The sequence below is a fragment of the Kitasatospora sp. NPDC001132 genome (assembly GCF_053598415.1).
Map to the genome: position 1 here is coordinate 1 of NZ_JBSFKF010000007.1, position 23,798 is coordinate 23,798.

Below are 23,798 nucleotides of genomic sequence, written 5' to 3' on the forward strand. Positions count from 1 at the left end.
CAAAAGGAATCTCCAACCCCAGGAAACCTGAGGCCGGGGATGTCAACATATCTGGCGTTGACTTTTGGCACGCTGTTGAGTTCTCAAGGAACGGACGCTTCCTTCGGACCGCCTTCCAGCGGGCCCTCCGGGCTTCGTTCTTTCGTGTTTCCAGCTTATCAGATGTTTTCCGCTCCGTTTCCGGGGCTTCGTCATCCAACTCGCCGGTGTCTTCCGGGGCTTGACGCCCTGTCCGACGTTTCAAACTCTAGCCGATCTCCGCTCCGAAAAGCGAATCCGACCGCAACCCGATAAAACGAGCACGCCAAATAAGCGCTCAGCCGCGACGAGGAAATGTCGACGCGACCCAGCCCGAACCTGGGAAGTGGCGTTTCAGAGGATTGGCCGCCCCGGGACCGTCCGCGCCGATGCGTGTCCGGTGCTCCCTGCCAGGCAGCTCGAAGAACACTAGACCTCTGGACTCTCCGGGTCAAGTGGCGCAAGCGGATTTCCGGCTCTCTCTTCCGCCGGCAGCTGGAAGGCCAGGACGGCGACGTCGTCGTCGTGCTCGGAGGTCACGCCCATCGCCCGCAGCAGCCTGGCGCAGACCACCTCGGGGGCGCCGATCGCACCGGTCAGGGTGCGGGCCAGGAGATCGAGGCCCTCGTCGATGTCCTGGTCGCGGCGTTCGACCAGTCCGTCGGTATAGAGGACGCCGGTCGTGCCGGGGAGCAGGCGCAGGGTGTGGGAGACGTGCAGGCCGCCGCCGGTGCCGAGCGGCGGGCCGTTCTGTTCCTCGCTGCGCAGGATGGTGCCGTCGGGGCAGCGCAGCAGGACGGGCAGGTGTCCGGCGGAGGCGTAGGAGAGGGTGCGGCGCTGCGGGTCCCAGACGGCGTAGGTGCAGGTGGCGATCTGGTTGGCGTCGATCTCCATGGCGAGCCCGTCGAGCAGGCGCATCACCTCGTGCGGGGGCAGGTCGAGGCGGGCGTAGGCGCGGACGGCGGTGCGCAGCTGGCCCATGACGGCGGCGGCGCGCAGGCCGCGGCCCATGACGTCGCCGATGACGAGGGCCGTGCGCCCGCCGTCGATGGCGATGACGTCGTACCAGTCGCCGCCGACCGCGGCCTCGGCGCCGCCCGGTTGGTAGGTGGCGGCGACCCGCAGGCCGGCCGGCTGGTCGAGCTTCTGCGGGAGCAGGCTGCGCTGGAGGGTGACGGCGGCCTCGCGCTGGCGGCGTTCGGCTTCGCGCAGGCGGGCGGCGGCGAGGACCTGGTCGGTGACCTCGGCGGCGAAGATCAGCACTCCGGCGGGTTGCCCCTCCACGGGGGTGTCGCCGTTCTCCCCGGCGCCGAGCGGGACGCAGGAGACGTTGTAGTAGCGGTTGCCGGTGAGGCCGAGGATGCAGCGGGCCTTGACGCTGCGCGGGCGGCCGCCCCGGATGACCTGGTCCATCAGGGGCAGGACGCCCATGGTGGCGAGTTCGGGGAGCGCCTCCGCCGCCGGCAGGCCGGTGGGGCGTTCGCCGAAGAGTTCGCGGTACGCGCGGTTGGCGTAGCCGAGCTGGTGGAGCGGGCCGTAGGTGACGGCGACCGGGGCGGGGATGCGGTTGAGGACCTCGCGCAGGTTCTGCGGCTTGTGCGGGTCGAGGAGCTCGGCGGTGGCGGCGGGACCGGTCGGGTCTCGAGGGCTGGGCACGACGACGCCGTCGGGGCAGGGCGCACCGTCCTCGGTGCCGGTCCCGGTGGGCGGGAGGGCACGCCAGGGGACTCCGGCGAGCCGGGCGCTCCAGCGCATGAGGTTCAAACGACGGCCGCTTCCTCGTTTTCCAGGCATATCATCACTTTTTGTGTGCGCAGCACCACAAGGGGTAATGACCAGGTCGGGCTGATCCTGTCAGGCGGAGGCCCGGTTCCGGAAGTCGCACGCCCGGCGTGGCCGTCCGGACGACTGCCCGGCCGGGTCGGCGGGCGCGTTCACCGGGGAGCATCCGGGCCGGCGTCGGACCGCCGCCCGGACTTCGGGCCGAACCCTCCCTCGAAGGCCGAACGCGGGTGCTCCGTCGCTCCCAGCGAGACCACCTCGCGGGAGAACACCCCGCCGAGTACCCAGTCCATCAGCACCCGCACCCGGCGTTCGGCGCTCGGCAGCCGCCTCAGGTGCCGGGCCCGGTGCAGCCACCAGGCCCGGCGGCCGGTGAGCGTGCCGCCCCGCCGGGTGTGCGCGACGGCCCGGCGCGGGCCGAGCGAGGTCGAGCAGGCGGCGGGGCCCGGCCGGTAGTCGGCCAGGCGGGGGTCGTGCGGCCCGCCGTCCAGCGCCACCACGACGTTGCGGGCGAGCAACTCGGCTTGGGCGAACGCGTGCTGGGCGTTGGGGGCGCAGGGGGCGCCGTCCGCGTTCGGGTCGGGTACGGCGGCGCAGTCGCCGGCCGCCCAGACCCCGGGCAGGGCGCGTCCGTCCGGTCCGACGGCCTGCAGGGTCGCCAGGCACCGCACCCGGCCGAGGGTGTCCAGCGGCAGGTCGGTCTCGCGCAACAGCGGGGACGGCCGAACGCCCGCCGTCCAGACCAGGGTGCGGGCGCCGAAGCGGCTGCCGTCGGAGAGCGCCACGACCCGGTCGGCGGCGGACTCCAGGGTGGTGCGCAGCCGGATGTCGACGCCCCGCTCGCGCAGTTCGCCCAGGGTGTGTTCGGCGAGTTCGGGCGACTCCCCGGCGAGGATCCGGCCGGTCGCCTCGACCAGGACCCAGCGCAGGTCCTCGGCGCCGACGTTGTGGTAGCCGCGCACGGCGGTTCGGGCCATGTCCTCCAGCTCGGCGAGCGCGCCGACACCCGCGTAGCCGGCGCCGACGAAGACGAAGGTGAGCGCGGACTGGCGCAGCGCCGGGTCGCGGGTGGCGGAGGCCAGGTCGAGCTGCTCCAGGACGTGGTTGCGCAGGCCCACCGCCTCGCCGACGGTGGAGAAGCCGAGGCCGTGTTCGGCGAGTCCGGGCGCCGGAGCCGTGCGGGAGACCGAGCCGGGGGCCACCACGAGGATGTCGTAGGGCAGTTCGACCGGGGCGGGGGGTTCGCCGGGGCCGACGGCGTCGGCCAGGGCGCGCCGGGCTGCGTGTTCGATCCGGGTGATCCGGGCGGTGAGCACCCGGCAGTCCGGCAGGACCCGGCGCAGCGGCACGACCACGTGTCTCGGGTCGATCGAGCCGGCCGCCACCTCGGCCAGCAGCGGGTGGTAGGTGAAGTAGGCCTGGGGCTCGACGACGGTGATCTCCACCTCGCCGCGCCGCAGCCGTTCCCGCAGGGCGCGCTGGAGGTGGAGGGCGGCGGCCGTTCCGGCGCAGCCGCCGCCGGCGATCAGGATCCTGATGGTGCGCCTCCTGCCGATGCGACGTTTCGTCCCCGGCCGCCCCGCGGCCGGGTGTGTCCCCCCATCACGCCCCTATGAAGGACCGGCGGAGGCGGTCTTGTCCACAGTCCGTACGGGGCGGGTTGCGACACGAGTGACCACCGTGGCCAGTTGTGCCTACTGGGCGACTTTCTGACGCACTTTCGGCCTCGGAGACTGGTGAACTATGGTCGGATTGTGTACCGGGGCGGCCGTCGCCATGACAATCGGCGGCGACGCACCGTGGAGCGGCCACTACGGCCAGTTCCAGCGTTGGCGTGTAAACCCGACTGGGGGCCGGTCATCCGGGGAAGGGTAGTTCCCGGACAGGGCCCCGGACGGTGCCGACGCGCCGAGCCGGACGTGGACCCGGCACGGCGGCACGAACCGTGGTCACCGGATCGGGACGGGCGGCACGAGCAATGGGTCATCGGGTCATTTCTGACGGGCTGAGCTGCACCGGGGGGTGCAGGGGCGGGCGACGACAGGGTCCGGTTTCGGACGCCTGCGGGGGAGAGTTGGGATGATGGATCAGGAGCAGGTGTTGGGGCGGGCGGTCGCACCGCAGGCCGGGCCGGGCGTGGTCCCCGAGCAACGCGGCCCGGTGGAGCTGCCGTCGCAGAGCGGGCTCGCGCAGGTCGGCATGGTCCAGGCGGCCGTCCCGTACCGGGCCGAGCCGGCGGCGGCCGCCGCGGCGGTGCCCGGGGCCAGGCTGCGGGTGGACGCCCGGCGGAACCTGGAGAGCGTGCTGCGGGCGGCCCGCGAGGTGTTCGGCGAGTTCGGCTACGGCGCGCCGATGGAGGAGGTCGCGCGCCGGGCCGGGGTCGGGGTCGGCACCGTCTACCGGCGCTTCCCGAGCAAGGAGGTGCTGGTCCAGCGGATCGCCGCCGAGGAGGTGGCGTGGCTGACCGCGCAGGCGCGGGAGTCGCTGTACGGCGGTGACGGCGCCTGGGACGCGCTGGCAGGCTACCTGGCCCGCGCGGTGAGCAGCGGTGCCGGGCGGCTGCTGCCGCCGGAGGCGTTCCGTTACGCGGAGGAGCTGGGCCGGGTGCCCGAGCAGCGGACGGCGGAGCAGCCCGCGGCGGTCCGCTTCGACCTGCGGGGCGAGGAGGCCCGCTCCGGCGGGGTGGTCGAGCCGTCGGCGGCCGACGCCGACCCCCGGCTGCTCCTCCAACTGCTGGCCGCCCTGGTGGCGCGGGCCGGTGCCGCGGGCGAACTGCGGCCGGGCGTCACGGTGTCGGACGTGGTGCTGGTGCTGACCGCCTCGGTGCCGGTGCACGCGGTCCGTCCGTCGCTCTCCGCGCCGGCCGCCGGCGGTTTCTCGCCGATTTCTTCGCAGACGGACGGTCAACCGGCGGCCGGGCCCTCGGACCGGCTGCTGCAGATACTGCTGGACGGCCTGCGGGAGCGCTGACGCCCGCCGGTCGGCCGGTCCGCCACGCCCGGCGGGCAGGGGAGTTGGAGGAAGGACCGGCGCGCGGCCCGGGTGCGCGCGCCGGGTGTGGGAGTCGCACACCCCACCGCCGCACGCTGGGCGAACACTCCCGCGACGGCCCCTCGGAGGGGTGGAAGGCGGTCGCTCCGGCTACCGCCCGCCCCTGCGCTATGCCATCCTTTGCCCGTGGTTGGAGCCAATGTCCCGATGCGCGCCGTTCGCGCGCCGTCGGCGCCGTACGCCGGGGAGCCGTGCGCCCGCGCACGCCCGCGCGCCCTGCCACGCTACGGGGGCTGTCGTGGAATCTGGGGTCCGTTGTGAGCGCCGAGGAACAGAACGACTACGGGTACGGTCTCGACTTCGGAGGCCTCTCCGGCGACGGCGCCGAGGGGTCCGTCACGGGCCCCTGCAGTCTCGGCAAGGCCGGCGGGGCGGCCCAAGTGCCGGGCTCCGCACCGGGTGCGGCCGCCGGACACGTCCCCGACCAGGCCGGGATGCCCAGCCGCGAGACGCTCTCCGCCTCCGCCGCCGCGCTGCCCCCGGGCCGGGTGCCCGGGCAGGCCCCGGCGGGCCGCGGCGGTGTCTCCCCCGAGGCGTTCGTCGGGGAACCGTTCACCGGCGACGGCCGGACCGCCCGGCCGACCGTGCCCGCCCCCGCCGATCCGGTGGACGGCGAGCGCCCCGCCTCCGACGCCGAGTTGACCGCCCGGGTGCGGGCCGGCGACGACGCCGCGTACGAGGAGATCTACCGCCGGCACGCCGACTCGGTGCGCCGCTACGCGCGCACCTGCTGCCGGGACAGCTTCACCGCCGAGGACCTCGCGGGCGAGGTGTTCGCCCGCACCCTGCAGGCGCTGCGGGCGGGCAAGGGCCCCGAGTTCGCCGTCCGCGCGTACCTGCTGACCGCCGTGCGCAACGTCGCCGCCGCCTGGCACCGCAGCGAGCGGCGCGAGCAACTCGTCGACGACTTCGCCGTGTTCGCGCAGACCTCGGCCGCCGTGGTCGACGTCGACCTCGCCGACCCGGGCGCCGACGCCTGGGCGATGGCGATGGCCGACCAGCGGATGGTCATGCAGGCCTACGCCGAACTGCCCGAGGACGACCGGGTGGTGCTCTGGCACACCGAGGTCGAGCGGGAATCCCCCAAGACCGTCGCGGTGATGCTCGGCAAGACCGCCAACGCCACCGCCGTCCAGGCCCACCGGGCCCGGGACCGGCTCGCCGCCGCGTTCCTCCAGGCGCACGTCTCGGGCAGCCAGGACCGGGCATGCGAGGCGTACGCCAACCGGCTCGGGGCGTACGCGCGCGGCTCGCTGCGCAAGCGGGCCTCGGCGGAGGTCGGCCGGCACCTCCAGGAGTGCGACCGCTGCACGGCGGCCTGCCTCGAACTGACCGAGATCAACACCGGGCTGCGCGCCCTGCTGCCCGGCGGGGTGCTCGTCTGGATCGGCGTCGGCGGGTTCGGCGCCGCCGCGGCCGCCGTGGGCGGTGCCGCCGCCGTCGGCGGTGCGGCAGCGGCCGGGACGGCCGCCGCGGCCTCCGGGTCCTCGGGGGCGGCGGCCGGTGCGGCCGCCGCCGGCTCGACCGGGGCGGCCTCCGGCGGGGCCGGTGCCACCGCGGTCGGCGAGGGCCTGGGCACCGCGGCCAAGGCCGGGATCGTCGCCGCCATCGCGGTGGCCGCGGCCGCCGTCGCCGCGTACGCGTTCACCGGCTCGCCCGAACCGAAGCCCCCGGCGGCCGCTCCCCCGGCCCCCAGCGCGCCGGCCGCGGCCGCACCCGGGGCGCCCGCGGCCTCGCCCGCGCCCGCGCCCACGGCGGCTCCGGCCCCGGCGTCCACCGCCGCCGCGGCCCCGGAAGAGCCCGCGGCGAGCCCCGCGGCCAAGCCCACCACCAAGTCCACGCCGGTTCCGCCGGCCGCCACCGACCAGGCCCCGCAGCCCGGAACGCCCGCACCCGGCGGCCCGAAACCGCCGACGCCGAGCTTCACCCCCCCGGTCGTCACCGTGCCGACCCTGCCGCCGCTGCCCACGCCCGACGTGCCGGTCATCCCGACGCCGACCCTGCCGCCGCTGCCGACCCCGACCGTCAGCCCGCCGGTGCCGCCGGTGCTCAGCGACTTCTGGGGCGACTCGCTGCCCGTACTGAAGCCCGGCAACAACCGGGTGCCACCCTCCGAGCCGAGCATCCGGCAGAAGGGCAGCGACAACTTCTGGCAGCGTGACGGCGGCTGGATCGGCGGCGCCCACCACCCGCACGCGATCACCGTGCACGCCCCGGCGAGCACGGTGATCGACCTCAACCGCACCTGCACGTCCTTCGACGCGGTGGCCGGGGTGGACGACGCGACGCTCTCGCCGGGCCGGGTCGTCTTCACCGTCCAGGGTTCCGACGGCAGCACCCTGTGGCGCTCCCGCGCGCTGGCCGTCGGCGACGACGCGGTGCCGGTACACGTGCCGCTGGCCGGGCAGAAGTCGATCAAGCTGACGGTCACGCCGGTGAACGGGATCTGGTCGGCGCTGAACGTCGCGGACTGGGCCCAGGCCCGCTTCCGGTGCTCGTGACCGCCCGGACGCGGTCCGGGCGGTCATGACCCGGGGCCCGCTCCAGGGCGTCCTGGAACGGGCCTCGGGCCGACGGTGACCGTCGGGTGGCCTTGACCGTCAGATGGCGCAGGAGCCGTCCGCGCAGGCCTCCCCGGCCGGGGCGACCTGCACCGGGGCGGGGCGGCGCTCGCCGATCTCGGTGGCGACCTGCTCCAGCACCTTGCGGAAGGTCGCCGCGTCCTGGCCGCCCTGGACGGCCCACTTGCCCTCGAAGACGAAGGTCGGCACGGCGCTGATGCCCAGCTCCCGGCCCTCGGCCAGCTGGGCGTCGACCTCGGCGGTGCCCTCGTCGCCCGCCAGGTAGGCGGCCACCCGGTCGCGGTCCAGGCCGGCCGAGACGGCGACGTCGGTCAGCGCGGCGCGGTCACCGACGTCGACGCCGTCGGTGAAGTGCGCCTTCAGCAGCGCCTCCTTCAGCCGGCCCTGGACGGCCGGTCCGTACTCGACCTCGGCGAGGTGCAGCAGGCGGTGGCCCAGGAAGGTGTTGGCGTGCAGCGCGGCGTCGAAGTCGTACGTGATGCCCTCGGCGAGGCCCAGCTCGGCCACCCGCGCGTCCATCGCCACCGACTGCGGGCCGTAGCGCTCGGCCAGCCAGGCGCGGTGCGGGCTCGCGGTTTCGGGGGCGTCCGGGACCAGCTGGTACGGACGGTAGACGACCTCGACCTGCTCCCGGCCCGGGAAGTCCGCCAGGGCCTGCTCGAAACGGCGCTTGCCGATGTAGCACCAGGGACACCCCTGGTGGAAGCAAGCAATATCTTGTGGGTCGAAGAGTGCCCCGCCCAGGCAGTCCTAGACGGGGCAGGGTGGTTCTAGCCGATCAGCTTTCGCAGCGCCGGGGCACAGTCGTCACAGCCCCAGACGGTCCACCCGGCGCCGGTCGGCTGCTCCACGTAGCCGACAGCGGTCACGCGGCGGGTGTTGGAACACCGGGCGCAGATGCGGGTGACACGGGGCTCCGCGGGCTCTTCCTGGTGGGCAGTGTCGGTCATCGGGCCACCGCCCCGGCGAGGGTGTGAGGGACACCGGTCGTGATGCTGTCCAGCCAGTGCATGGGGTCGGGCAGGTCGAGAGCCGCGGCGAACAGTGCGGCACGGCGGCGCCGCTGGTCGCTTGCGTCCCGTGCGAGTTCAGCCACCACGATGGCTTCCCAGCGTCGCGCCATGTCGTCTGCGTGACGCTGCTGAATGACTTCCTGCTGCGCGGGGGTCATGCGCTCCCAGGCGATCAGGTGCGGGCGGACGAGAGGGCCGGGGCAGCGCTGCACGGTCTCACGCAGATCGAGCAACGAGACGGGGCGGGTCGGGGCGCAGATGACGCGCCGCGGCACCACCAGCTGGAACACTCCAGGGCCACAGATCACCAGGGACTTGCGGCGGTGCTCTCCGTGCGCCGGCAGTAGCAAGCGCAGCACCCAGAGTGCAGCCAGGACGATAAGCTGAGTCATGTCGGAGCCTCCCGAGGCTTCGGTCATGCCCCGGGTCGGTTGCCGCCGACGCCGGGGTTTCGTATTTGGTTGAGATTCGAAGGTATCTCCACCTGTCTAAGTTGTCTACACGTCCACTCGTCTAAGTGGTTCGAGTTTCGACGGTTGTCTACGCTGCTGCCATGTCCGAAAGCCCCGAGAAGCGTCCGCGTCGCATTCCGCCGTATCTGGTGGCGGCCGACGTGCTGAGTCGCGAGATCGGAGAGGGGTTGTACGACGAGCGCCCGTTCCCGTCCGAAGCGGAACTGTGCGCCCGCTTCGAGATGGCCCGGATGACCATCCGCCGCACGCTCGAACTACTCCGCGAACGGGGACTGATCACCACGCGCTGGGGCAAGGGATCAGCCGTGGTACCTGCGGACCAGCGGCATCGGGTAGGGGATAGCCCCGCCCAGGCGGACCCGGACGGGGCAAGCGGCTAGGCCTGCCGGTAGTCCCGCCACCGTCGGGCAGCGTCGACCATGCGGGCCGTCCAGGGGTCCGGGTTCAGGCCGCCGATCTCGTCCCACATGCGGGCGTTGGCGACGGCGAACGCGTCGACCCCTTCGGCGGGGGCTTTCGCCCAAGCCGGGACCTGGGCGGCCCACTGTTCCGCGGATGCGGGCTCGTGGCCGAATGCGGTCAGCCAGAGCACCCAGTAACCGGCGTCCAGCCACGGAGCGCCCTTCGTGGCCCAACCCCAGTCAACGACGAGCGCACGGTCACCAGCCACCAGAACGTTGGTGTTGTTCCAGTCGGTATGGAGCAGCGCGTCCCCGGTGAAGTGGGCGCGGTCTTCGGGGCGGTCGACGTACCTCTCTAGACGCTGTTCCGCGTGCCGCAGCTCGATCGGAGGGCAGGGAAGCCGTCCCAGCCGGCGGAGCACGTCAACGACCTTCGGAAGATCGGGTGAGCCGGGCCGGTAGTCGGCGTGGTGGCCGTCGACCGCTTCGAAGATCAGCAGATCCCAGCCGCCGGCTTCGACCCGGGCGACCAGGGCGGGAGCGATCCCGTGGACGTAGGGATTCACTTCGGCTTCGCGTCGCTGGGTCCACGCCCAGCGGTGGTCGGACCGGCGCCCCTTCACGTAGTACTCACCGGTTTGCGAGACGAGCCGGACGGCGATCTCGCTGTTGAGCCCTTCGCTTGCCGACTCGGTTTTCAGCGCGGGGCCGGTGCGCGCTTCGATTGCGGCCCGGACGTCGGGAGACAGCTCCGCGTACGGGATTCGACGGTTGGACACATTCATCCGTTCGCTTGATCGGGACGAGCCCCGGACGGGCCCCTCAAAAGAGGGAAATCCCGTCCGGAGCAGTCACGCTAGTGCCGGGTTACACGTACGGGTTGTCGTCGCCGCACCCCGGCAGCGCGGCGGCGCCGAAGGACTCCGCGTCGTCGAAGAACGACAGCTCCTCGTCCCCCTCCTCGGTGCGGGTCGGGCTCAACTCGACCATGACAGCGGTCATGCTGCACTCTCCTTCTGTCCGTGTTGGCAGTAGTTCTTGAGTGGTGCCTTCGCCTCCTGGTAGCGCTTGGCCAGCGGCCGACACACCGAGCAGGACTCGGAGAGCTGACAGCCGGAGCACCCACCGGTGCGAAGCATGAGGCCATCGGCGATTTCGCCGAGGCGGGACAGGGCATGGACGCCCTGGGTCAAGTCGATCTGCTCGTCCCGGCCGACCTTGCAGATCGACGCCTTTCCGTGCGGGTCGACGTGGAAGAACGTGTGTCCGGCGTTGCAGCCTTCGAACCTGCCGGGCAGCTTCAGGTGCGCCGGGCTCTGGGACTTCAGCGGCGCACCCCCGCCGTAGATCGTGGGCGACATGTGGGTGTACTCGGTGTACGGCACTCCGAGTGTGTCAGCCATGTCGCGCATCTGGGCCTGTTCGGGTGCCGTCTGGGCCGTGATGATCAACGTCAAGCGGACGGGAATCCCGGCGTCGACCGCAGCCCGAAGACCCGCCGTGACGCGCTTGTACGCCCCGCGGCTGTGCGTGAACGCGTCGTACGTCTCGGGTGTGGCGCCGTACAGGGAGACCGCCACCCGGTACGGCCTGGCGGACGCCAGCGCGGACAGGATCTCCGGCCGTGCGAGACGCGAACCGTTCGTCTGGACTTCGATCATCATTCCCAGGTCGTGCGCAAGCTGGGCGGAACTGGCGAAGTCGCGGTCGATCAGGGGTTCGCCGCCCGTCATCTGGAGCCAGAGAACACCCGCGTCCCTCATGGTCCGCAGCAGCGCCTGCTTGCCCGACTCGTCCAAGCCGGCGAAGGGGCGATCACCCAGGAAGCAGTGATCACAGCCGAAGTCGCACCCCTTGTTGATCTCCCAACTCGCCCGACCGTGCCCGAAGACGGACGGTCGACGGACGAGAACGAGTTCGCCGACCGGCCGGTCCGGCAGCGAGATGCCCCACCGACGGTCAGCAGCGTCGACCAGCCAGGCCGGAACGGCGCCGCCGCGCTCCAGCTCCCGGAAGCGCCGTTCGGGGAGCGTGATGCCTTCGAGACGGCCCGGTTTCAGCACGACGAACTTGCCCAGGAACGGGGCGGCGATCAACTGGTACATGGTCCCCTCCATTTCACGACGTCTGGCGGACGTCGAAGCTGTCGGATATCCGGACTCGGGTCGGCGGGCGGTGGAGCCGGCGGCTGTCGTAGCGGTTCTCCACCTTCACCGGGCCCGCGCAGGTGAACGTCCTCTCCACCGGTTCGCCGGCGGTGACCCGCTGGATCACGATGGTCGTGTTCCGGATCGCCCCGGTAACGGGGTCGGCAACCTGACTCCGACCGACGACCATCCACCGGCGAAGCTGCCCGTCAAGGAACGATCCTCGGGGCGGCGGGAGTTGGAGCCGAAGCACGCACTTCTCCGGCTGGGGGCACTGGCACGTGACAGCATTCCCGCCCGTGTGAAGGGCGTCCAGGAACCTCAGTTCACCGGGCCGCTTCTTCGCTGCCATGGGTCAGCCGGCGGGCTGGCCGATGTACAGAAGGGGTTGCTTCAGCCCCTCGTTCAGGATGCCCAGGGAGACCCGGACGCGCGTCACCACGTAGGGGTCGGCAAGGTCGGCAACTTCGCCCAGGCCCACCCATCGGTGCCCGCTGATCTCGCGGAAGGCGCCGACGGGCACGCCCTGTTCGGCCAGCAGCTTCATCTCCAACAGGGAGGCGTCGCCGCCGTCGCAGACGATCGTCAGCCCTTCGGGGTCGCCGGTCGCCGGGTTGGCCGGGTGCTGGTCGACGCCCAGGTGATGGGTGATCTCCCGGCGCAGACCGGTCTGTTCGGCGAGTCCGCGCACCGCGGCGTCCGCCACCTGCTCGCCCTGGCGGACGTAGACCCCGGGCAGCAACAGACCGGGGTGGTCCTTGGGCACCGTCATGAGCAGCCGTTCATACCCGTTCATGATCAGCGTTTCGGCCCTGAGCCAGCGTGCCGGCTGCCGACTTTCCGTCTGCGTCAAGGGAGTTCCCGTCCTGATCCGGTGGGCCCGCCCCGACTCGGCACCCTTGGACGGTCGTGAGTCGGGGCGGGGGTCTGAGAGCCGATCCCCCCTGTCCAGGTGCTGAGTCAGAACAGCCGGCCAGAGGGGATCGGCGTGCGCACCTGGTTCCGAGGCCCGGTGCGCGCCCGGCAGGGTCCGGACCATCAACGGACCTCTTGCCGGGAGTTCGAGGGGTGCCCCTTGCCCGGGAGGTATCGGACAGTCGGGCAAGGGGCTTTCAGCAGCGCCAAGCCGGTTCGCCACGCGTTCCGGGGGCGCCCGACCACGGCGAACGGCCAACTCCGTGTGTCGGTGCTGCCCGTCCTGAGGTGGCTGAACACGGAAGAGTGCCAGCCCCAGGACGGGGTCTTCAGGTGGCGGTCCCGCCCGCCCGTCCGGGAGTTGTGGTGCACGGACGGACGAGACCACGGTTCCCGCATCCGACCTTTCCGGCCCGGTTCTCAGCCCCCGGGCGGGGTGCGGGAGTTGGAACCCGTCCCGAATTCGGAGCCAGCCATGACAGCGCGCTCGGGACGGGGGTCTGAAGGGGCTTCGTTCAGATGCCGGGGGTCACCTGGGCGTGGTCGACGGTGCTCTCAGGCGACGACCGAGACGGCGGCCGGGTCGGTACGGCGCTTCGTGCCGCAGACCTGAATCCGGTCGTCGTACGGGTGCTTCAGGAGGTGTTCCGCCGGGAGGAAGTACCCGAAGTGCCCCCGGGGGCACATCCACTCATCCAAGCCGTCCTGGTCCGGCGGGCCGGCGTTCTGCTCCGGTCGGGTGACGGTCAGCACCTCGCCGTCCCTCGGACAGTGGTCCGGGTCGGGCTCCGGGTCGGGGAGCTTCGGCGACTCACTCATTCGACGCACCTTTCTGCCTGCGGAGTTGACCTCTTCGTAGTAGTGCGGGGTAACCGAACGGCCCAAGTAGGGCGTCGGGGGCTAGCGGGTTGCTCTGTGACCAGATAACGACACGTGGTAGCTGGTTGGGTATACCTGTCTTCGAGCCAACCCAAGTGGCACGAAAAGGGAGTTCAGGTGCGCGGACGCAAGGTTCGACCTCAAGAGATCGAGATCACGCCGAGCATCTGGGCGTGGCTGTTGCGGGACCACCGAGTGAGGGCCGGGTTCAACTCGTGTGCCGAACTTGCTCGCGAAGTCGGCTACCACCCCAGCTACGTCACCAGAGTTGAAGCCCTTGACCGGGCACCCGCACTACAGTTTGCAGAAGCATGCGACAAGGCACTCAGGGCCAACGGACGGTTCACGGACACCTGGAACCGGGTCGACTGGACGACAATCGATCACCCCGAGTGGTTTCGATCGCTTGTCGCGCGGGAGCAAGAAGCGGTGCGCATCCGGCAGCTTCAGACCGAGCGAGTTCCGGGCCTTCTCCAGACAGCGCCCTACGCTCGCGCACTGTTTCGCTACGTGCTCCAACCCGACGCAGACGAAGACGAGATCGAACGCAAGGTAGCTGCCCGACTTCGTCGCCGCACTCGGTTCCTTGCAGCCGGCGGGCCGGAGCTTGTGGCCATAGTGGATGAGGCAGTCATCTGGCAGCACGTAGGCGGGCCGCTGGTCATGCGCGAGCAACTGGAGTACCTGCTGAGTCTGCCGGAGCATCACCCGAACATCCACGTGCACATCGCGCAACGGGAGCTTGGCGAGAAGACCGGTGCGGGTAGCTTCCACTTGCTGAGCCTGCCCAACGGCGAGACGTGGAGCTACGCAGAAAGCCGCGACGGCGGACATTTTGTAACCGACCCAGGAATCGTTGAACGCCGCTCTCAGGCCTATGATCGGCTTCGGGGGGCGGCGCTGAACTGGACCGACAGCGCCAACCGGATTCGCCGTGCAGCAAGGGAGCTAGTGAACGTGACGACCACGCCGAGCCTGACGGTCGACTGGCGCCGCCGCGAGTGGAAGAAGAGTTCGTTCAGTCAGGGCAACGGGGGTGACTGCATCGAGGTAGCCATGGCCGCCCAGGCCGAAGGCATCGTGCCCGTCCGGGACAGCAAGGACAAGAGCGGCCCCGTGCTGGGGATCAGCCCCGCCGGGTGGTCGGCCTTCGTCGCCGGGGTGCGCAACGGCGACTTCGGCGACGTCTGATCCGCCGCCCGCCCAAGCACGCAAAAGACCCCGGAGCACCATGGCTCCGGGGTCTTCAGTGATAGGTCCCTCCGTCACTGCGACCCCCGCGCTGGGGGTCTCGTACATCGCATGGCGGGTGTCCCTTCTCCGGTCGCCGGGTCAGGCGGCCTGTTCTTGGCTCCCCTCCCAGAGCACCCAGGGGGCATCCGTCGGTACCCACCGGCCGGTCTCGTCGGAGACGCGCCACTCGTGGATGCCGAGCACATGGCCGGTTCGCACGGACCGGGCCACGAGTCGGAAGTGCCCCCTGTCGGTCGGCAGGAAGCGCGCGGCGGCGGCGCTGTAGACGTACAGCGCCCGTACTAGCTCGTCGTAGGTGTAGATGAATTCGAGTTCGGTCGGGTAGTCCAGCCCAGCCGGCCGCCAGGCCAGATGATGCCGGTCTACCCGCGCGAACGTCTCCGTTCGGATCTCGACTGTCGCCCTACTCCCCCTGGTCATAACGCGCTAGACCACCCCCATCGCTCGGTTCCTCGGGATGCTGTTCGAACAACTGCTCGACAGTACACCCTGTGACTGACACTTGGCGACGGGTAATCGGGCACGATAAAAGCCCAGCTCACAGGCTTGACAGCGACCCCCCTGACGCCGTTTCGGACACTACTTCATTACTAAACAAGACGCACGACTTTACGGAAGGTTGCACTCCTCTCGCCACGAACTTTCTGACCATAAGTCAGCTGTAAGTGTTCTGTGCACGACACTGGCTTAGTCCGGAACGCAAAATGCCCCCTGCCGAGGCAGGGGGCGAGTCACGGATTACGTAATCCGTGGATCACCAGCGGGAGACGCGCTCCGCCGTGCTGACCGTGCGCAGGATGGACCGCTCCACGGTCTCCGCCTTCTCCACTTCCTTGGCCGCGTCGATCAGCCAGCCGGCCAGACTCCGCGCTTCGGTCGGGGTCAGCTTGGCCCGGTCCCCGGGGACGGCGATCGAGACGTGGCGCGCTTCCTTGTCGTTGAACCAGCCGACGACCTTGCCGCCTGCCTGGGACACCAGGGTGGCCTTCGTCTCGCGGGTGATGTTGAACATGGGTACCTCTCCTACGGGTTGGGCAGTTCGGTGATCAGGTCGACGGCGGCTTCGGCGCTCATGTCGACGGTGGCGACGGTCCGTCCGTCGGGGGCTCGAAGGTGCATCTCGACACGCCGCCCGTACCGGACGAGTTCGACGCTGCCTCCGTCCTGGGTCCGGAGTCTCATGCAGCCTTCCCCCACAGCACGCGGAACCGGTCCTTGCCCTTGCTCCGGACGACGGAGACCCGGGCCCGCGGGATGCCCATGTCCCGGGCAAGCTCGTCGTCGTTCTCGGTGCCGTAGTATCCGACCGGATCGATTCCGGTGAGCGCCCGGAGCACGTGTGCTTGCTGCTCGCCCATCCGGCCAAGGGTGGCGTGGACGCTCTCCCTGGTCTGCTCGCGGCGGTCCCGCTCGAAGTCGGACGGCTCCAGCAGCTCTTCCGGGACGGACAGCCGATCGGCCAGCCACTCCCCGATGGTCCGCACGCCGCCCGCCTCTTCGCCGGGGAAGACGTTGCCGGTCGTCGTCAGGGGCGCTTCCAGGTACCGGACCCCCTGGTACGACAGGCGGGCCGCGTACGCCGCGTCGTCGCTCATCCGGCGGGCGCCCATCGCTTCGGCCGTGGTGGCCAGGAACTCCGCCTCGTACGGGTCTCCGCCGGCCAAGCTGAGCGCCCGTTCGAAGTCCGCCGCCGCGGCGCGGCTCACGCCCTGGCGGGTCTCCGTCTTCCGCTCGTCCGACATGGCGCCGCACAAGGTGCGGTCGATGAAAGTGAAGAACTCCGCGACGGTGTTGCCCTTGAACCTGCCGATCGCCTCCCACACGGCGATCCGGCCAACCTGGGCAAGGTCGTCCACCAGTTCCGGATCGACCCGGCCACCGGTCGACGCGTACCGGCGGGCAAGCTGGACGACCCGCTCTTCGGTGGCCTTCACCACCGCCGTGACGGCGTCCAGGTCGTTGTTCTGCGCGTCGCGGATCTGCTGTTCGGTCAGGTCGATCACGGCATCCCCCTGGGCTCGTCTCTGGTTTCGCTCCCCCTAGAGCGCAAGGACTTCCCGCAGCTCACCGCCGGTCGGTCCTTCACGAATGAACCTAGGAGCCCGGTCGGGCCGGGTCACGCGATGTTGCCGGGCCGGTATCGGCGGGCACCCCGGTTCCTACCTGCGCCGTACCGGCCGGGGCCGCCGCTCGTACCTGAGGAGGAGGGCGACGACCCGGCCGTGACCTTGCCGTGACCGGATCAGTAGTCGGCGCCGTACAGAGACCCCCAGCTCCGTCCGCCGATCTCCGCTTCGGCCACGATGGGCACGCCGTACAGGCTCATGGTCATGCACTTCTCGTACGCCCGCGCGTACTCCTTCGCTTCCTTGGCGGGCACCGACGCGAGCAGTTCGTCATGGATCGGCAGGAGCATCGTGTCGAGAAGGCCGGCTTCCTCGGCGTTCAGGATCGCCTGCCCCAGGAGGTCCCTCCCAGCGCTTTGGCAAAGGTAGTTGACGACGGCGTAAACCCTGTCGCGGTCGAGTGGAAGCCGTCGCCCGGTCGCGGAAATCGCCACCATCCCGTTGGCACGGGCTTCCCGCTGCCACCGTGCGGACGCCCGCCGGATCTCCGGGTACAGCCGGTCGTACGCAGCGACCGCCCGCCGGATCTCTTCCTCGCCGGCACCGCTCTGCCTGGCCAGCGTGGTGATCCCGCCGCCGTACACCTTCCCGAAGCCCGCGCCTTTGTAGAGTTTCCGATCGTCCTTCGTGGCGTCCGGTCCCTTGATCAACTGGGCCGTGTGCATGTGGATGTCGAAGTCCCCACCACCGTTCACGAAGCCGTCGACCATGCGTCGGACCCTCGCCAAACTGGCCAAGATCCGCATCTCCACGGCTTGGAAGTCGGTGCTCACCATGACATGACCTGAGTCGGCCAGGAAGCCGCGGCGTACCGCGAAGTCGGACGACGGGAGTTGGTGGACCCGGGAGACCCCCATGCGGCCCGTCCTGGCCGCCAAGGTGTTGATACCGGCGTGGTACCGGCCGTCCGCCCCCACGTCAGCGACCAGACCTTGAGCGTAGGACACCTGCCACTTACCGGCCCTCTTCGCGTGAAGCACCGCTTCGGCCAGCGGGTTTGGCGTCCGGGAGCCGATCCGCTTCCACTGCATGTCGCGGTCGGCCAGGGCGAGAAGGACGGCCTTGTCCACCCGGACGGCGCCGGTCGCCGTCCGCTCCGTCAGCTCCTCGCCCATGCCGGCTAGTGCTTCGGCAATCTGCCGCGTGGAGTTGACCGACTCCACGCCGTACCGGGCCGCGGCTGCCGCGTGCTCTTCGACCTCCCGGCCAAGCGCGGCGTCCAACTCCCTCATGTACTCGGTGTCCAGGATGATGCCGCGGCGCTGCATGATCGTGCAGATCCGTGCTAGCTCGTGCTCGTACTCGGTCAGCGCGTCGCGGACGCCCAGGCGTCCCAGTTCGAACGTCAGGACCGGGTCCAGCCGGGCCGCGAAGACTGCGTCAAGACCGCCGTAGAGATTGAACGTCGGGTCGTTCAGGTCGATCTTCGCGAAGCCGTCCGCCTTCGTCAGCCCGTACGCGCGGAATACCTGGGCAAGGTCGGCCTGGGTGTCCGGTGCCAACGGGTCGACGTACAGCGCGCACAAGGGCTTGAGCGCGGTTCCCTGGCCGCCTTCCTGGGGCTGCCGCGGGTCGATCAGCGCGGCCTTGATCCGGGTGTCGGTGGTGCGCGGTGCCAGCGATTCGATCTTGATTCCTGCGCACCGATCCAGCACCGCCCAGTCGTACGGGGCGTTGTGGATCACGAACCGGCCCACGTTCTCCAGCGCCCGACGGGCGACGTCGGCAAAGAGCCCGCCGCGCTCCCAGTGGATCACCCAGGCCGTGGACCGGTCCCCGAACTGCACGGTGCGAAGACGGAAGTCGGCGCCATAGATCCCCAGGCCGGTGGTCTCGGTGTCCAGCCCGATCGGGCCGCGGGCGTCCGCCTCCCGGACCCAGTCCAGGAACGCGCCCAGGTCGTCCGCATCCTGCGGCACGTGGACCATGACAGTCTCCCCCGAGACTGTGTGACGGTAAGTCTTCATCTCTCCCCCCGGAGATGCCGAAGGGCCCACGGATTACGTAATCCGTGAGCCCTGTTCGGTGTGCTGTCAGCTCGTGAAGATCCCCGGCGCGGCGGCCGGTTCGGCAGCCGGCAGGCGGAGCCCGACGAGCCCGACCCCCTTCGCGGTCTTCTTCCGTGGCACCCCCCTCTCTTCCATGGCGTCGTAGAAGGCGCGCCGTGTCCACTTCTCCTTCGACGGCAGGTTCTCCTGTTCCGCCCAGTCCAGGTAGTGGTTGAAGGCCTCCGTCCCGTTCATCACCTCGTGGTCGTGGCCCCGTTCCAGTACGCCCGGGAAGAAGCCGGCCAGGGCGTCCGACGTCTGCCGGAAGTCGTCGGACGCTCCGGTGACTTCGGCCGGGTCCATGAGCCCTTCGCGGTACCACTGGACAGCGCCGCGGACCGCCCATGCCGCGATGCCTTCGGCTTCGGCTTGGAGCTTCGCGTCTAGACCGTGGTCGCGCTCCTCCGGGGAGAACCAGCGCCTGAACGGGATGAGCCGCACCCTTCGCCACAGGCCTTCGTCCTGGCCGCGCAGCCGCGGGCGGTGGTTGGTCGCCAGGACCAACAGGAAGCTGGGCCGGTAGGAGAAGAACTCCTTTCGCAAAAATCTTGCCGTGACTTCGTCCTTGCCCGTGACGCGCTTCAGCACGGCTTCGCTCATGGCTTTGCCGCTTTCACCCTCCGACGCGAAGACGAGCCTGGCCCCTCGGAGCGCTGCCACGTCGTTCGGGATGCCGCCGTTGTTCCGCTCCTCGAAGGTGCTGAACGGAGTCGTCTTCGAGATCGAGGTGAACACCCGCGTCAGGGTGTCGGTCAAGACCGACTTCCCGTTCGCGCCCTTGCCCCAGGCGACAACGAAGACCTGTTCGTCCGCGCTGCCGGTGATGCCATACCCGACGAGCCGCTGTATGTACGCGGGCATCTCCGGCATGCCCGGGAACACCTCCCGAAGGAAGGCCTCCCAGCGCGGCGCCTTCGCCTCCGGCCGGTAGTCGACATCGAGGCAGTACGTCAGCATGTCCGCCGGATCGTGCGGGCGAAGTACCCCCGACCGAAGGTCGACGGTCCCGTTGGCGAAGCTCAGCAGCTCCGGTCGGGCGTCGAAATCGGCGGCCTTCACGCGGACTGTCGGGACACTCCGCAGCTCCGTCAGCAGGGCGTCAATTCTGGTCGTCATCGTGAAACCGCGCGCACCCCTGGTATCACCGGCCAGGACGAGCGCGGCACCCATCCTGTGTACCTGCTGCCGGACTGCGTCAGCGTCCTGCTCCCACGCACGACCGTTCCAGACGTAGAAGCCCAGCCCCGACGCGTACTTGATCCTGCCGTTCACCCAAGCCACCAGGGCATGGGCGTTCATCGCATCCGACTCCCCGAACTTGCCGATCAGCCCCGCCAGAACCCGGGCAGCCTCCGCCCCCTGATCTCCGGTGACTGCGCCGGCCCCGGTCCGCGCGGTGAGTTCGGCGTCCACAGCCTGGGCGTCCGCGTCGACCCCCACCGGCACGGGACGAGCTGCCTTGACCGCGGCGTGGAACGCACCGGGGAAGGCGCCCGGATCGACCTCCCGCCACCGGGTGACGTCCGTCTTCGGGCCGTGGTCCGGGATCGGCAACCCGTGCACGGTGATGCCGTACGGCTTCAGCCCTTCGGCCAGTGCCCGGTTGAACGCCTGCCCCGCCGGGTCGTTGTCGCCCGCGGCAATCACGTGGGAACCCTGTAGGCCTTCGGCCAGTTCCTCGATCAGCTCCGGACTGATCGCCAGGGAAGCCCCGCGAACCATGACCGCGTCGTAGCCGACACCGGCCACGGTGAGCCCGTCGCCCGGACCTTCGGTGAGGATCGCCGTCCCGTAGCCGCCCTGGCCGCGGAACACGCCGTAGAAACCCCAGCGGGCACCGCGCGGATTGCTCAGCCCCACCCAGCGGCCGGGGCAGTTCCCGGTGAGGTCCCGCCCCTGTAGGCCGTGGACGACTCCCCGGAAGTCCCGGAGGGGGACGGTCAGCCGCGGGTACGCCAGGAAGGGACGGCTGCGCCACTTCAGGCCGGGGATCGTCTCCCCGTCGTCCACGCCCACGTCCAGGTCCCGGCAGGCGTCCAGGTCGAGCCCGAAGCGGTCCCGGGCGTACCGCGCTGCCCGGGTCGACCACTCGTCGTCCTGCTTGCCCAGGACGGTGACCGTGTGGTCCACGTAGTCCGCCAGGGCGGCGATCGGACCGGGCCCGACGAGCGACGGGCGCTCAGTCGGCACGGTGATGCCGTCGCCCTGGACATCGAAGAAGGCCGACCAGTCGAGCCCCACGGCCTGGCGGACGTCGTCCGTTGCGCAGCCTGCCCGGCAGCTCAACCTGACCTTGCGGTCTTCGCCGACCCAGATCCGCAGCGACGGCCGGGTGTCGCCGTGGGCCGGGCACCGGGCAAGGTAACCATCGGCCTCTTCGCTCACGTCGGCGAACTTGGCGAGTAGGTCATTCAGCTGCACGAGATCCCCCCATCTCGTTCCGTACGTCGGCCAGCAGCACGGCGAGCCGTTCCAGGTCGGTCGTCGCGTACCACTTGCCGGAGTCGAGACCGCGCACGCTGAACGTGAAGCGGTACCGGTCGTAGAACTCCCGGGTGCTCAGTCCCAGGACGAGCCGCACGCGGGTCCACGTCCGGATGCCGAAGTGCACCTTGCCCGCGCGGACGTTGGCGCGGCGAAGCTTGTGGACCACGATGCCGAACGGGAAGCCAGCGTGCCCGGCTTCGGTTTCGGCCTGACGAATCCAGGTCGGGACGGTTGCCTTCGCGACGTCCTTCGCCTCCAGCACGAACGGGACCGCGTGGACGTCTCCCACATCCCGGCTGCCTTCCTGGGCCACCCGTCGCACGTTCATGGCGTCGAACGGGTTGCGCAGCCGGCCCTTCTCGTCCACGAGCCCCAGCACCCGGTTCAGGAAGTCCCGGACGGCGGACTCCCAGCTCGTCCCCTGCCTCTTGTTCGCGTTAGCCACGGGTCCACCGGGCGTCAGCCCCGCGACCGACGGCAGCGCCGATCGCCTCCGTGTACCGCGCCCAGTCGTCCCGCTCCTCCGCCCCGGGAAGAAGGAGAATCACGTCCCCTTCGCCCAGTGCGCGCACGTCTCCCAGTGCCGGGGCATGCTCCCGGTCGATCCCTCGAATCATGTCGTCCCCCCGTCCGTCACGGATTACGTAATCCGTGACAGCACAAGGGCCGGATCACCCCGGAAGTGGAGTGATCCGGCCCACCATCTGTCAGCCCTGGTCGGTCTCCCCGGCCGGACCGTCGTCGGCGTACGTCAGCAGATGCTTGTACGCCGTGTAGGCCTGTTGCGGCGCGACCCCGTTGCCGATCGCCTTGAGCTGCTGCCCCCTGGACAGGCCGGGCACGTCGGTGACCCAGCCGGCCGCCAGTCCCATCAGCCATTCCCCGAAGCGCGCCGTCAGCCGGATGCCCCCGCGGGGCCCGCGTTCGGTCGGGGCCGGGGCTGCTCGTCCGAAGATCCGCTCCCAGCGCCGGACGGCGGGCAGGTAGTCCCCCCACCATGCGGCAGGAGAATGACGAGCGTCCGAAGGTTCAGGCCACCCTTCCGCGCCGGACTCGTCCCCGGACCGCCCAAGCCGTCGCTGGCGGTTGGCGTAGGGAAGAAGAAAACACACTTCGTCAGCGAGAGTTGCCCCGTGGGGTTGGGTCCTGGAACCGGCAGACTGCCCCCCCCCCCCCCCCCCGCAGATCCAGAGGTTGCACGAGCACCGCGCCGCTTGTCCGGATGCTGGGCTCCCCCATTGACGCCCAAGTTGGCCGTCGGGGTTTTCAGAAGTCGGGACCGCGACGGCGAACCAGCGGTCGCGATGGTGGGCGGCTCCAACTCCGGAAGCTCGAAAGCTCGTCCACCGGACGTCGTACCCGACTTCGGCCAGTCCCCCGAGTACTTCCGCGAGCCCGCGGCGCCGGATCGCAGCGACATTTTCCAGGAAGACGATGCCGGGTCGAAGACGGCGAACCGCTTCCAGGACAGTGAACCAGAGCGCGGACCGCTCATCTTCCAACCCCTTTCTCAGTCCCGCGTTGGAGATCCCTTGGCAGGGGAAACCCGCGGTCAGCACGGTGACTTGGCCGTCCAGCTCCCCCCAGTCGATCCCGGTGATATCCCCCAGGTTGGGAGCGTCCGGGAACCGCTCCGCGAGGATCTTCGACGCGTGCGGGTCGATCTCCGCAACCCAGCCGACGCGTTCGCCGGTCAGATGCTCCACGGCCAGGCCGAGCCCGCCGTAGCCGGCGCACAGTTCCAGAATCACGCTGCCCCCTCCCCGAGACAGGAAGGGGCCCCAGGGCGAACCCCGGAGCCCCCCAGCCGGTCAGTACTTCGGGTCGCTGAGCGCGTCGTCGTACGCCTTGAGTACCTTGATCGTGGGCCGGTAGTACGAGACGTCCCGGCCCTTCTTCGTGGTGTACTCCACCAGGGTCAGCGTCAGCTCAGCGAGCGCCGGAGCACCGACCTTCGTCAGCGCGTTGTCCAGGACGTGAAGCTCCTCGGCGAGCTTCCAACTTCCCGTTGAGAAGCGGAACTTGCCAAGCTCCGCGTCGTCCGCCAGGGCGAAGGTCAGGCTGATCGACGGCGCCGGCCCCATGAACCGCTTGGCGAGCGCCTTCCGCTCCTCCATGAGCTGGGGGCAGCCGCAGCTCAGCCCCTTCTGCTCGTCCGGGCTCAGGAACTCCACGCCGTCACAGTGGTGCACGAGCGTCGACCTGTTCCAGAGCTTCATGTCCGACGTCAGCGCCTCCGGGCCGTCGATCACGACCAGCACGGTCGCCCGGTCGGTCTGCACCTCGACATTGCGGACCGCCTCCGAGTGCTCGTCGATCACGACCGCACCGCCGAAGAGCTGCGCGACCGCGTCACCCACCGACGGATCGTCCGTGGTGATCCGCCACTTCGCCAGAGCAACGGGAGTACCGTTCTCGTCCTGCTTACCGCTGTGGAAGCGGCCAACCGTCTCGTCCACGAAGCTGCCCTTCGGCAGCGCGTCCGGATCGGTCTCGAAAATGCGAAGCGCCATGCTCCAACCCCCCATGCTTGTTCGGAAGTTGGAAGAGGGAGGGCCACACTCGCGGACGACGGATTACGTAATCCGCGACCACCCACCGGCCCCCCTGCTGCCCCGCCCT

23 protein-coding genes and 1 pseudogene are annotated in these 23,798 nt (G+C 70.3%); 4 read left to right on the forward strand and 20 right to left on the reverse strand.

The genetic code is table 11. The features are described 5' to 3' along the window. Positions 1-489 precede the first annotated feature (489 nt). Together ACWDBE_RS11595 and ACWDBE_RS11600 are read right to left on the reverse strand one after the other, a co-directional pair. Positions 490-1,782: pseudogene (locus tag ACWDBE_RS11595) on the reverse strand (SpoIIE family protein phosphatase); the annotation flags it as partial. Between the two features lie 170 nt (positions 1,783-1,952). After that, positions 1,953-3,356 carry an NAD(P)/FAD-dependent oxidoreductase gene (locus ACWDBE_RS11600; protein WP_449807975.1) on the reverse strand — a complete coding sequence of 468 codons (1,404 nt, stop codon included), beginning with the start codon at positions 3,354-3,356 and terminating at the stop codon, positions 1,953-1,955. Between the two features lie 523 nt (positions 3,357-3,879). Here ACWDBE_RS11600 and ACWDBE_RS11605 point away from each other — a divergent pair. Both ACWDBE_RS11605 and ACWDBE_RS11610 read left to right on the forward strand, forming a co-directional pair. Then, complete coding sequence (locus ACWDBE_RS11605; protein ID WP_449788093.1) at positions 3,880-4,770, forward strand: TetR/AcrR family transcriptional regulator; 891 nt, start codon at positions 3,880-3,882, stop codon at positions 4,768-4,770. Between the two features lie 338 nt (positions 4,771-5,108). Beyond that, complete coding sequence (locus ACWDBE_RS11610) at positions 5,109-7,352, forward strand: sigma-70 family RNA polymerase sigma factor (protein ID WP_449807843.1); 2,244 nt, start codon at positions 5,109-5,111, stop codon at positions 7,350-7,352. 99 nt (positions 7,353-7,451) lie between these two features. On the opposite strand, the gene ACWDBE_RS11615 is transcribed toward ACWDBE_RS11610, so the two are convergent. The 3 genes from ACWDBE_RS11615 to ACWDBE_RS11625 are packed head-to-tail and all read right to left on the reverse strand — an operon-like array spanning position 7,452 to position 8,838. Continuing rightward, positions 7,452-8,177, reverse strand: coding sequence for a DsbA family oxidoreductase (locus ACWDBE_RS11615; RefSeq protein ID WP_449807976.1), 726 nt, complete (start codon positions 8,175-8,177; stop codon positions 7,452-7,454). A gap of 26 nt (positions 8,178-8,203) precedes the next feature. After that, complete coding sequence (locus ACWDBE_RS11620) at positions 8,204-8,383, reverse strand: hypothetical protein (protein ID WP_449807844.1); 180 nt, start codon at positions 8,381-8,383, stop codon at positions 8,204-8,206. Further along, positions 8,380-8,838 carry a hypothetical protein gene (locus ACWDBE_RS11625; RefSeq protein WP_449807845.1) on the reverse strand — a complete coding sequence of 153 codons (459 nt, stop codon included), beginning with the start codon at positions 8,836-8,838 and terminating at the stop codon, positions 8,380-8,382. The genes ACWDBE_RS11620 and ACWDBE_RS11625 overlap by 4 nt, the downstream gene beginning before the upstream one ends. A gap of 161 nt (positions 8,839-8,999) precedes the next feature. On the opposite strand from ACWDBE_RS11625, the gene ACWDBE_RS11630 reads away from it, so the two are divergent. Next, a complete protein-coding gene (locus ACWDBE_RS11630) occupies positions 9,000-9,299 on the forward strand; it encodes a GntR family transcriptional regulator (RefSeq protein ID WP_449807846.1) in 300 nt (99 codons plus the stop codon). Here ACWDBE_RS11630 and ACWDBE_RS11635 read toward each other — a convergent pair. From ACWDBE_RS11635 to ACWDBE_RS11660, 6 genes are all read right to left on the reverse strand, one after another. Beyond that, the gene (locus ACWDBE_RS11635; RefSeq protein ID WP_449807847.1) at positions 9,296-10,105 is read right to left on the reverse strand and encodes an aminoglycoside phosphotransferase; all 810 of its coding nucleotides are present in this window, start codon (positions 10,103-10,105) and stop codon (positions 9,296-9,298) included. The genes ACWDBE_RS11630 and ACWDBE_RS11635 overlap by 4 nt on opposite strands. Before the next feature lie 82 nt (positions 10,106-10,187). Further along, the gene (locus tag ACWDBE_RS11640) at positions 10,188-10,322 is read right to left on the reverse strand and encodes a hypothetical protein (RefSeq protein WP_359820620.1); all 135 of its coding nucleotides are present in this window, start codon (positions 10,320-10,322) and stop codon (positions 10,188-10,190) included. Further along, a complete protein-coding gene (locus ACWDBE_RS11645; protein ID WP_449807848.1) occupies positions 10,319-11,425 on the reverse strand; it encodes a radical SAM protein in 1,107 nt (368 codons plus the stop codon). Before ACWDBE_RS11645 ends, ACWDBE_RS11640 begins: the two co-directional genes overlap by 4 nt. 13 nt (positions 11,426-11,438) lie before the next feature. After that, on the reverse strand, positions 11,439-11,819 hold the full coding sequence (locus tag ACWDBE_RS11650; protein WP_449807849.1) for a hypothetical protein: 381 nt from the start codon (positions 11,817-11,819) through the stop codon (positions 11,439-11,441). Positions 11,820-11,822: 3 nt separating this feature from the next. Then, positions 11,823-12,263 carry an NUDIX domain-containing protein gene (locus ACWDBE_RS11655; RefSeq protein WP_449807850.1) on the reverse strand — a complete coding sequence of 147 codons (441 nt, stop codon included), beginning with the start codon at positions 12,261-12,263 and terminating at the stop codon, positions 11,823-11,825. A gap of 674 nt (positions 12,264-12,937) precedes the next feature. Beyond that, positions 12,938-13,201 carry a hypothetical protein gene (locus ACWDBE_RS11660; protein WP_449807851.1) on the reverse strand — a complete coding sequence of 88 codons (264 nt, stop codon included), beginning with the start codon at positions 13,199-13,201 and terminating at the stop codon, positions 12,938-12,940. A 177-nt stretch (positions 13,202-13,378) separates the two neighbouring features. Between ACWDBE_RS11660 and ACWDBE_RS11665 the strand changes: the two genes are divergently transcribed. Then, positions 13,379-14,452, forward strand: a complete 1,074-nt coding sequence (locus ACWDBE_RS11665; RefSeq protein ID WP_449807852.1) for a Scr1 family TA system antitoxin-like transcriptional regulator — start codon at positions 13,379-13,381, stop codon at positions 14,450-14,452. 141 nt (positions 14,453-14,593) lie between these two features. Here ACWDBE_RS11665 and ACWDBE_RS11670 read toward each other — a convergent pair whose 3' ends face one another. The 9 genes from ACWDBE_RS11670 to ACWDBE_RS11710 all read right to left on the reverse strand — a co-directional run bounded on the left by ACWDBE_RS11670 (position 14,594) and on the right by ACWDBE_RS11710 (position 23,689). Continuing rightward, entirely contained in the window at positions 14,594-14,935 is a 342-nt protein-coding gene (locus tag ACWDBE_RS11670) for a hypothetical protein (protein ID WP_449807853.1), read from the reverse strand. A 334-nt stretch (positions 14,936-15,269) separates the two neighbouring features. After that, positions 15,270-15,527: a hypothetical protein gene (locus tag ACWDBE_RS11675; RefSeq protein ID WP_449807854.1), complete on the reverse strand. Its 258-nt coding sequence runs from the start codon at positions 15,525-15,527 to the stop codon at positions 15,270-15,272. Positions 15,528-15,538: 11 nt separating this feature from the next. After that, the gene (locus tag ACWDBE_RS11680; protein WP_449807855.1) at positions 15,539-15,697 is read right to left on the reverse strand and encodes a hypothetical protein; all 159 of its coding nucleotides are present in this window, start codon (positions 15,695-15,697) and stop codon (positions 15,539-15,541) included. Next, positions 15,694-16,518 (reverse strand): sigma-70 family RNA polymerase sigma factor, encoded by an 825-nt coding sequence (locus ACWDBE_RS11685; RefSeq protein WP_449807856.1) that lies wholly within the window; start codon positions 16,516-16,518, stop codon positions 15,694-15,696. Before ACWDBE_RS11685 ends, ACWDBE_RS11680 begins: the two co-directional genes overlap by 4 nt. Positions 16,519-16,757: 239 nt before the next feature. Continuing rightward, on the reverse strand, positions 16,758-18,569 hold the full coding sequence (locus ACWDBE_RS11690) for a DNA polymerase (protein ID WP_449807857.1): 1,812 nt from the start codon (positions 18,567-18,569) through the stop codon (positions 16,758-16,760). Positions 18,570-18,674: 105 nt separating this feature from the next. After that, a complete protein-coding gene (locus ACWDBE_RS11695) occupies positions 18,675-21,110 on the reverse strand; it encodes a phage/plasmid primase, P4 family (protein ID WP_449807858.1) in 2,436 nt (811 codons plus the stop codon). Continuing rightward, positions 21,097-21,621, reverse strand: a complete 525-nt coding sequence (locus ACWDBE_RS11700; RefSeq protein WP_449807859.1) for a hypothetical protein — start codon at positions 21,619-21,621, stop codon at positions 21,097-21,099. Before ACWDBE_RS11700 ends, ACWDBE_RS11695 begins: the two co-directional genes overlap by 14 nt. Positions 21,622-21,883: 262 nt before the next feature. Continuing rightward, a complete protein-coding gene (locus tag ACWDBE_RS11705) occupies positions 21,884-22,927 on the reverse strand; it encodes a DNA cytosine methyltransferase (RefSeq protein WP_449807860.1) in 1,044 nt (347 codons plus the stop codon). Between the two features lie 60 nt (positions 22,928-22,987). Beyond that, positions 22,988-23,689, reverse strand: a complete 702-nt coding sequence (locus tag ACWDBE_RS11710; RefSeq protein WP_449807861.1) for a recombination directionality factor — start codon at positions 23,687-23,689, stop codon at positions 22,988-22,990. Positions 23,690-23,798 lie beyond the last annotated feature (109 nt).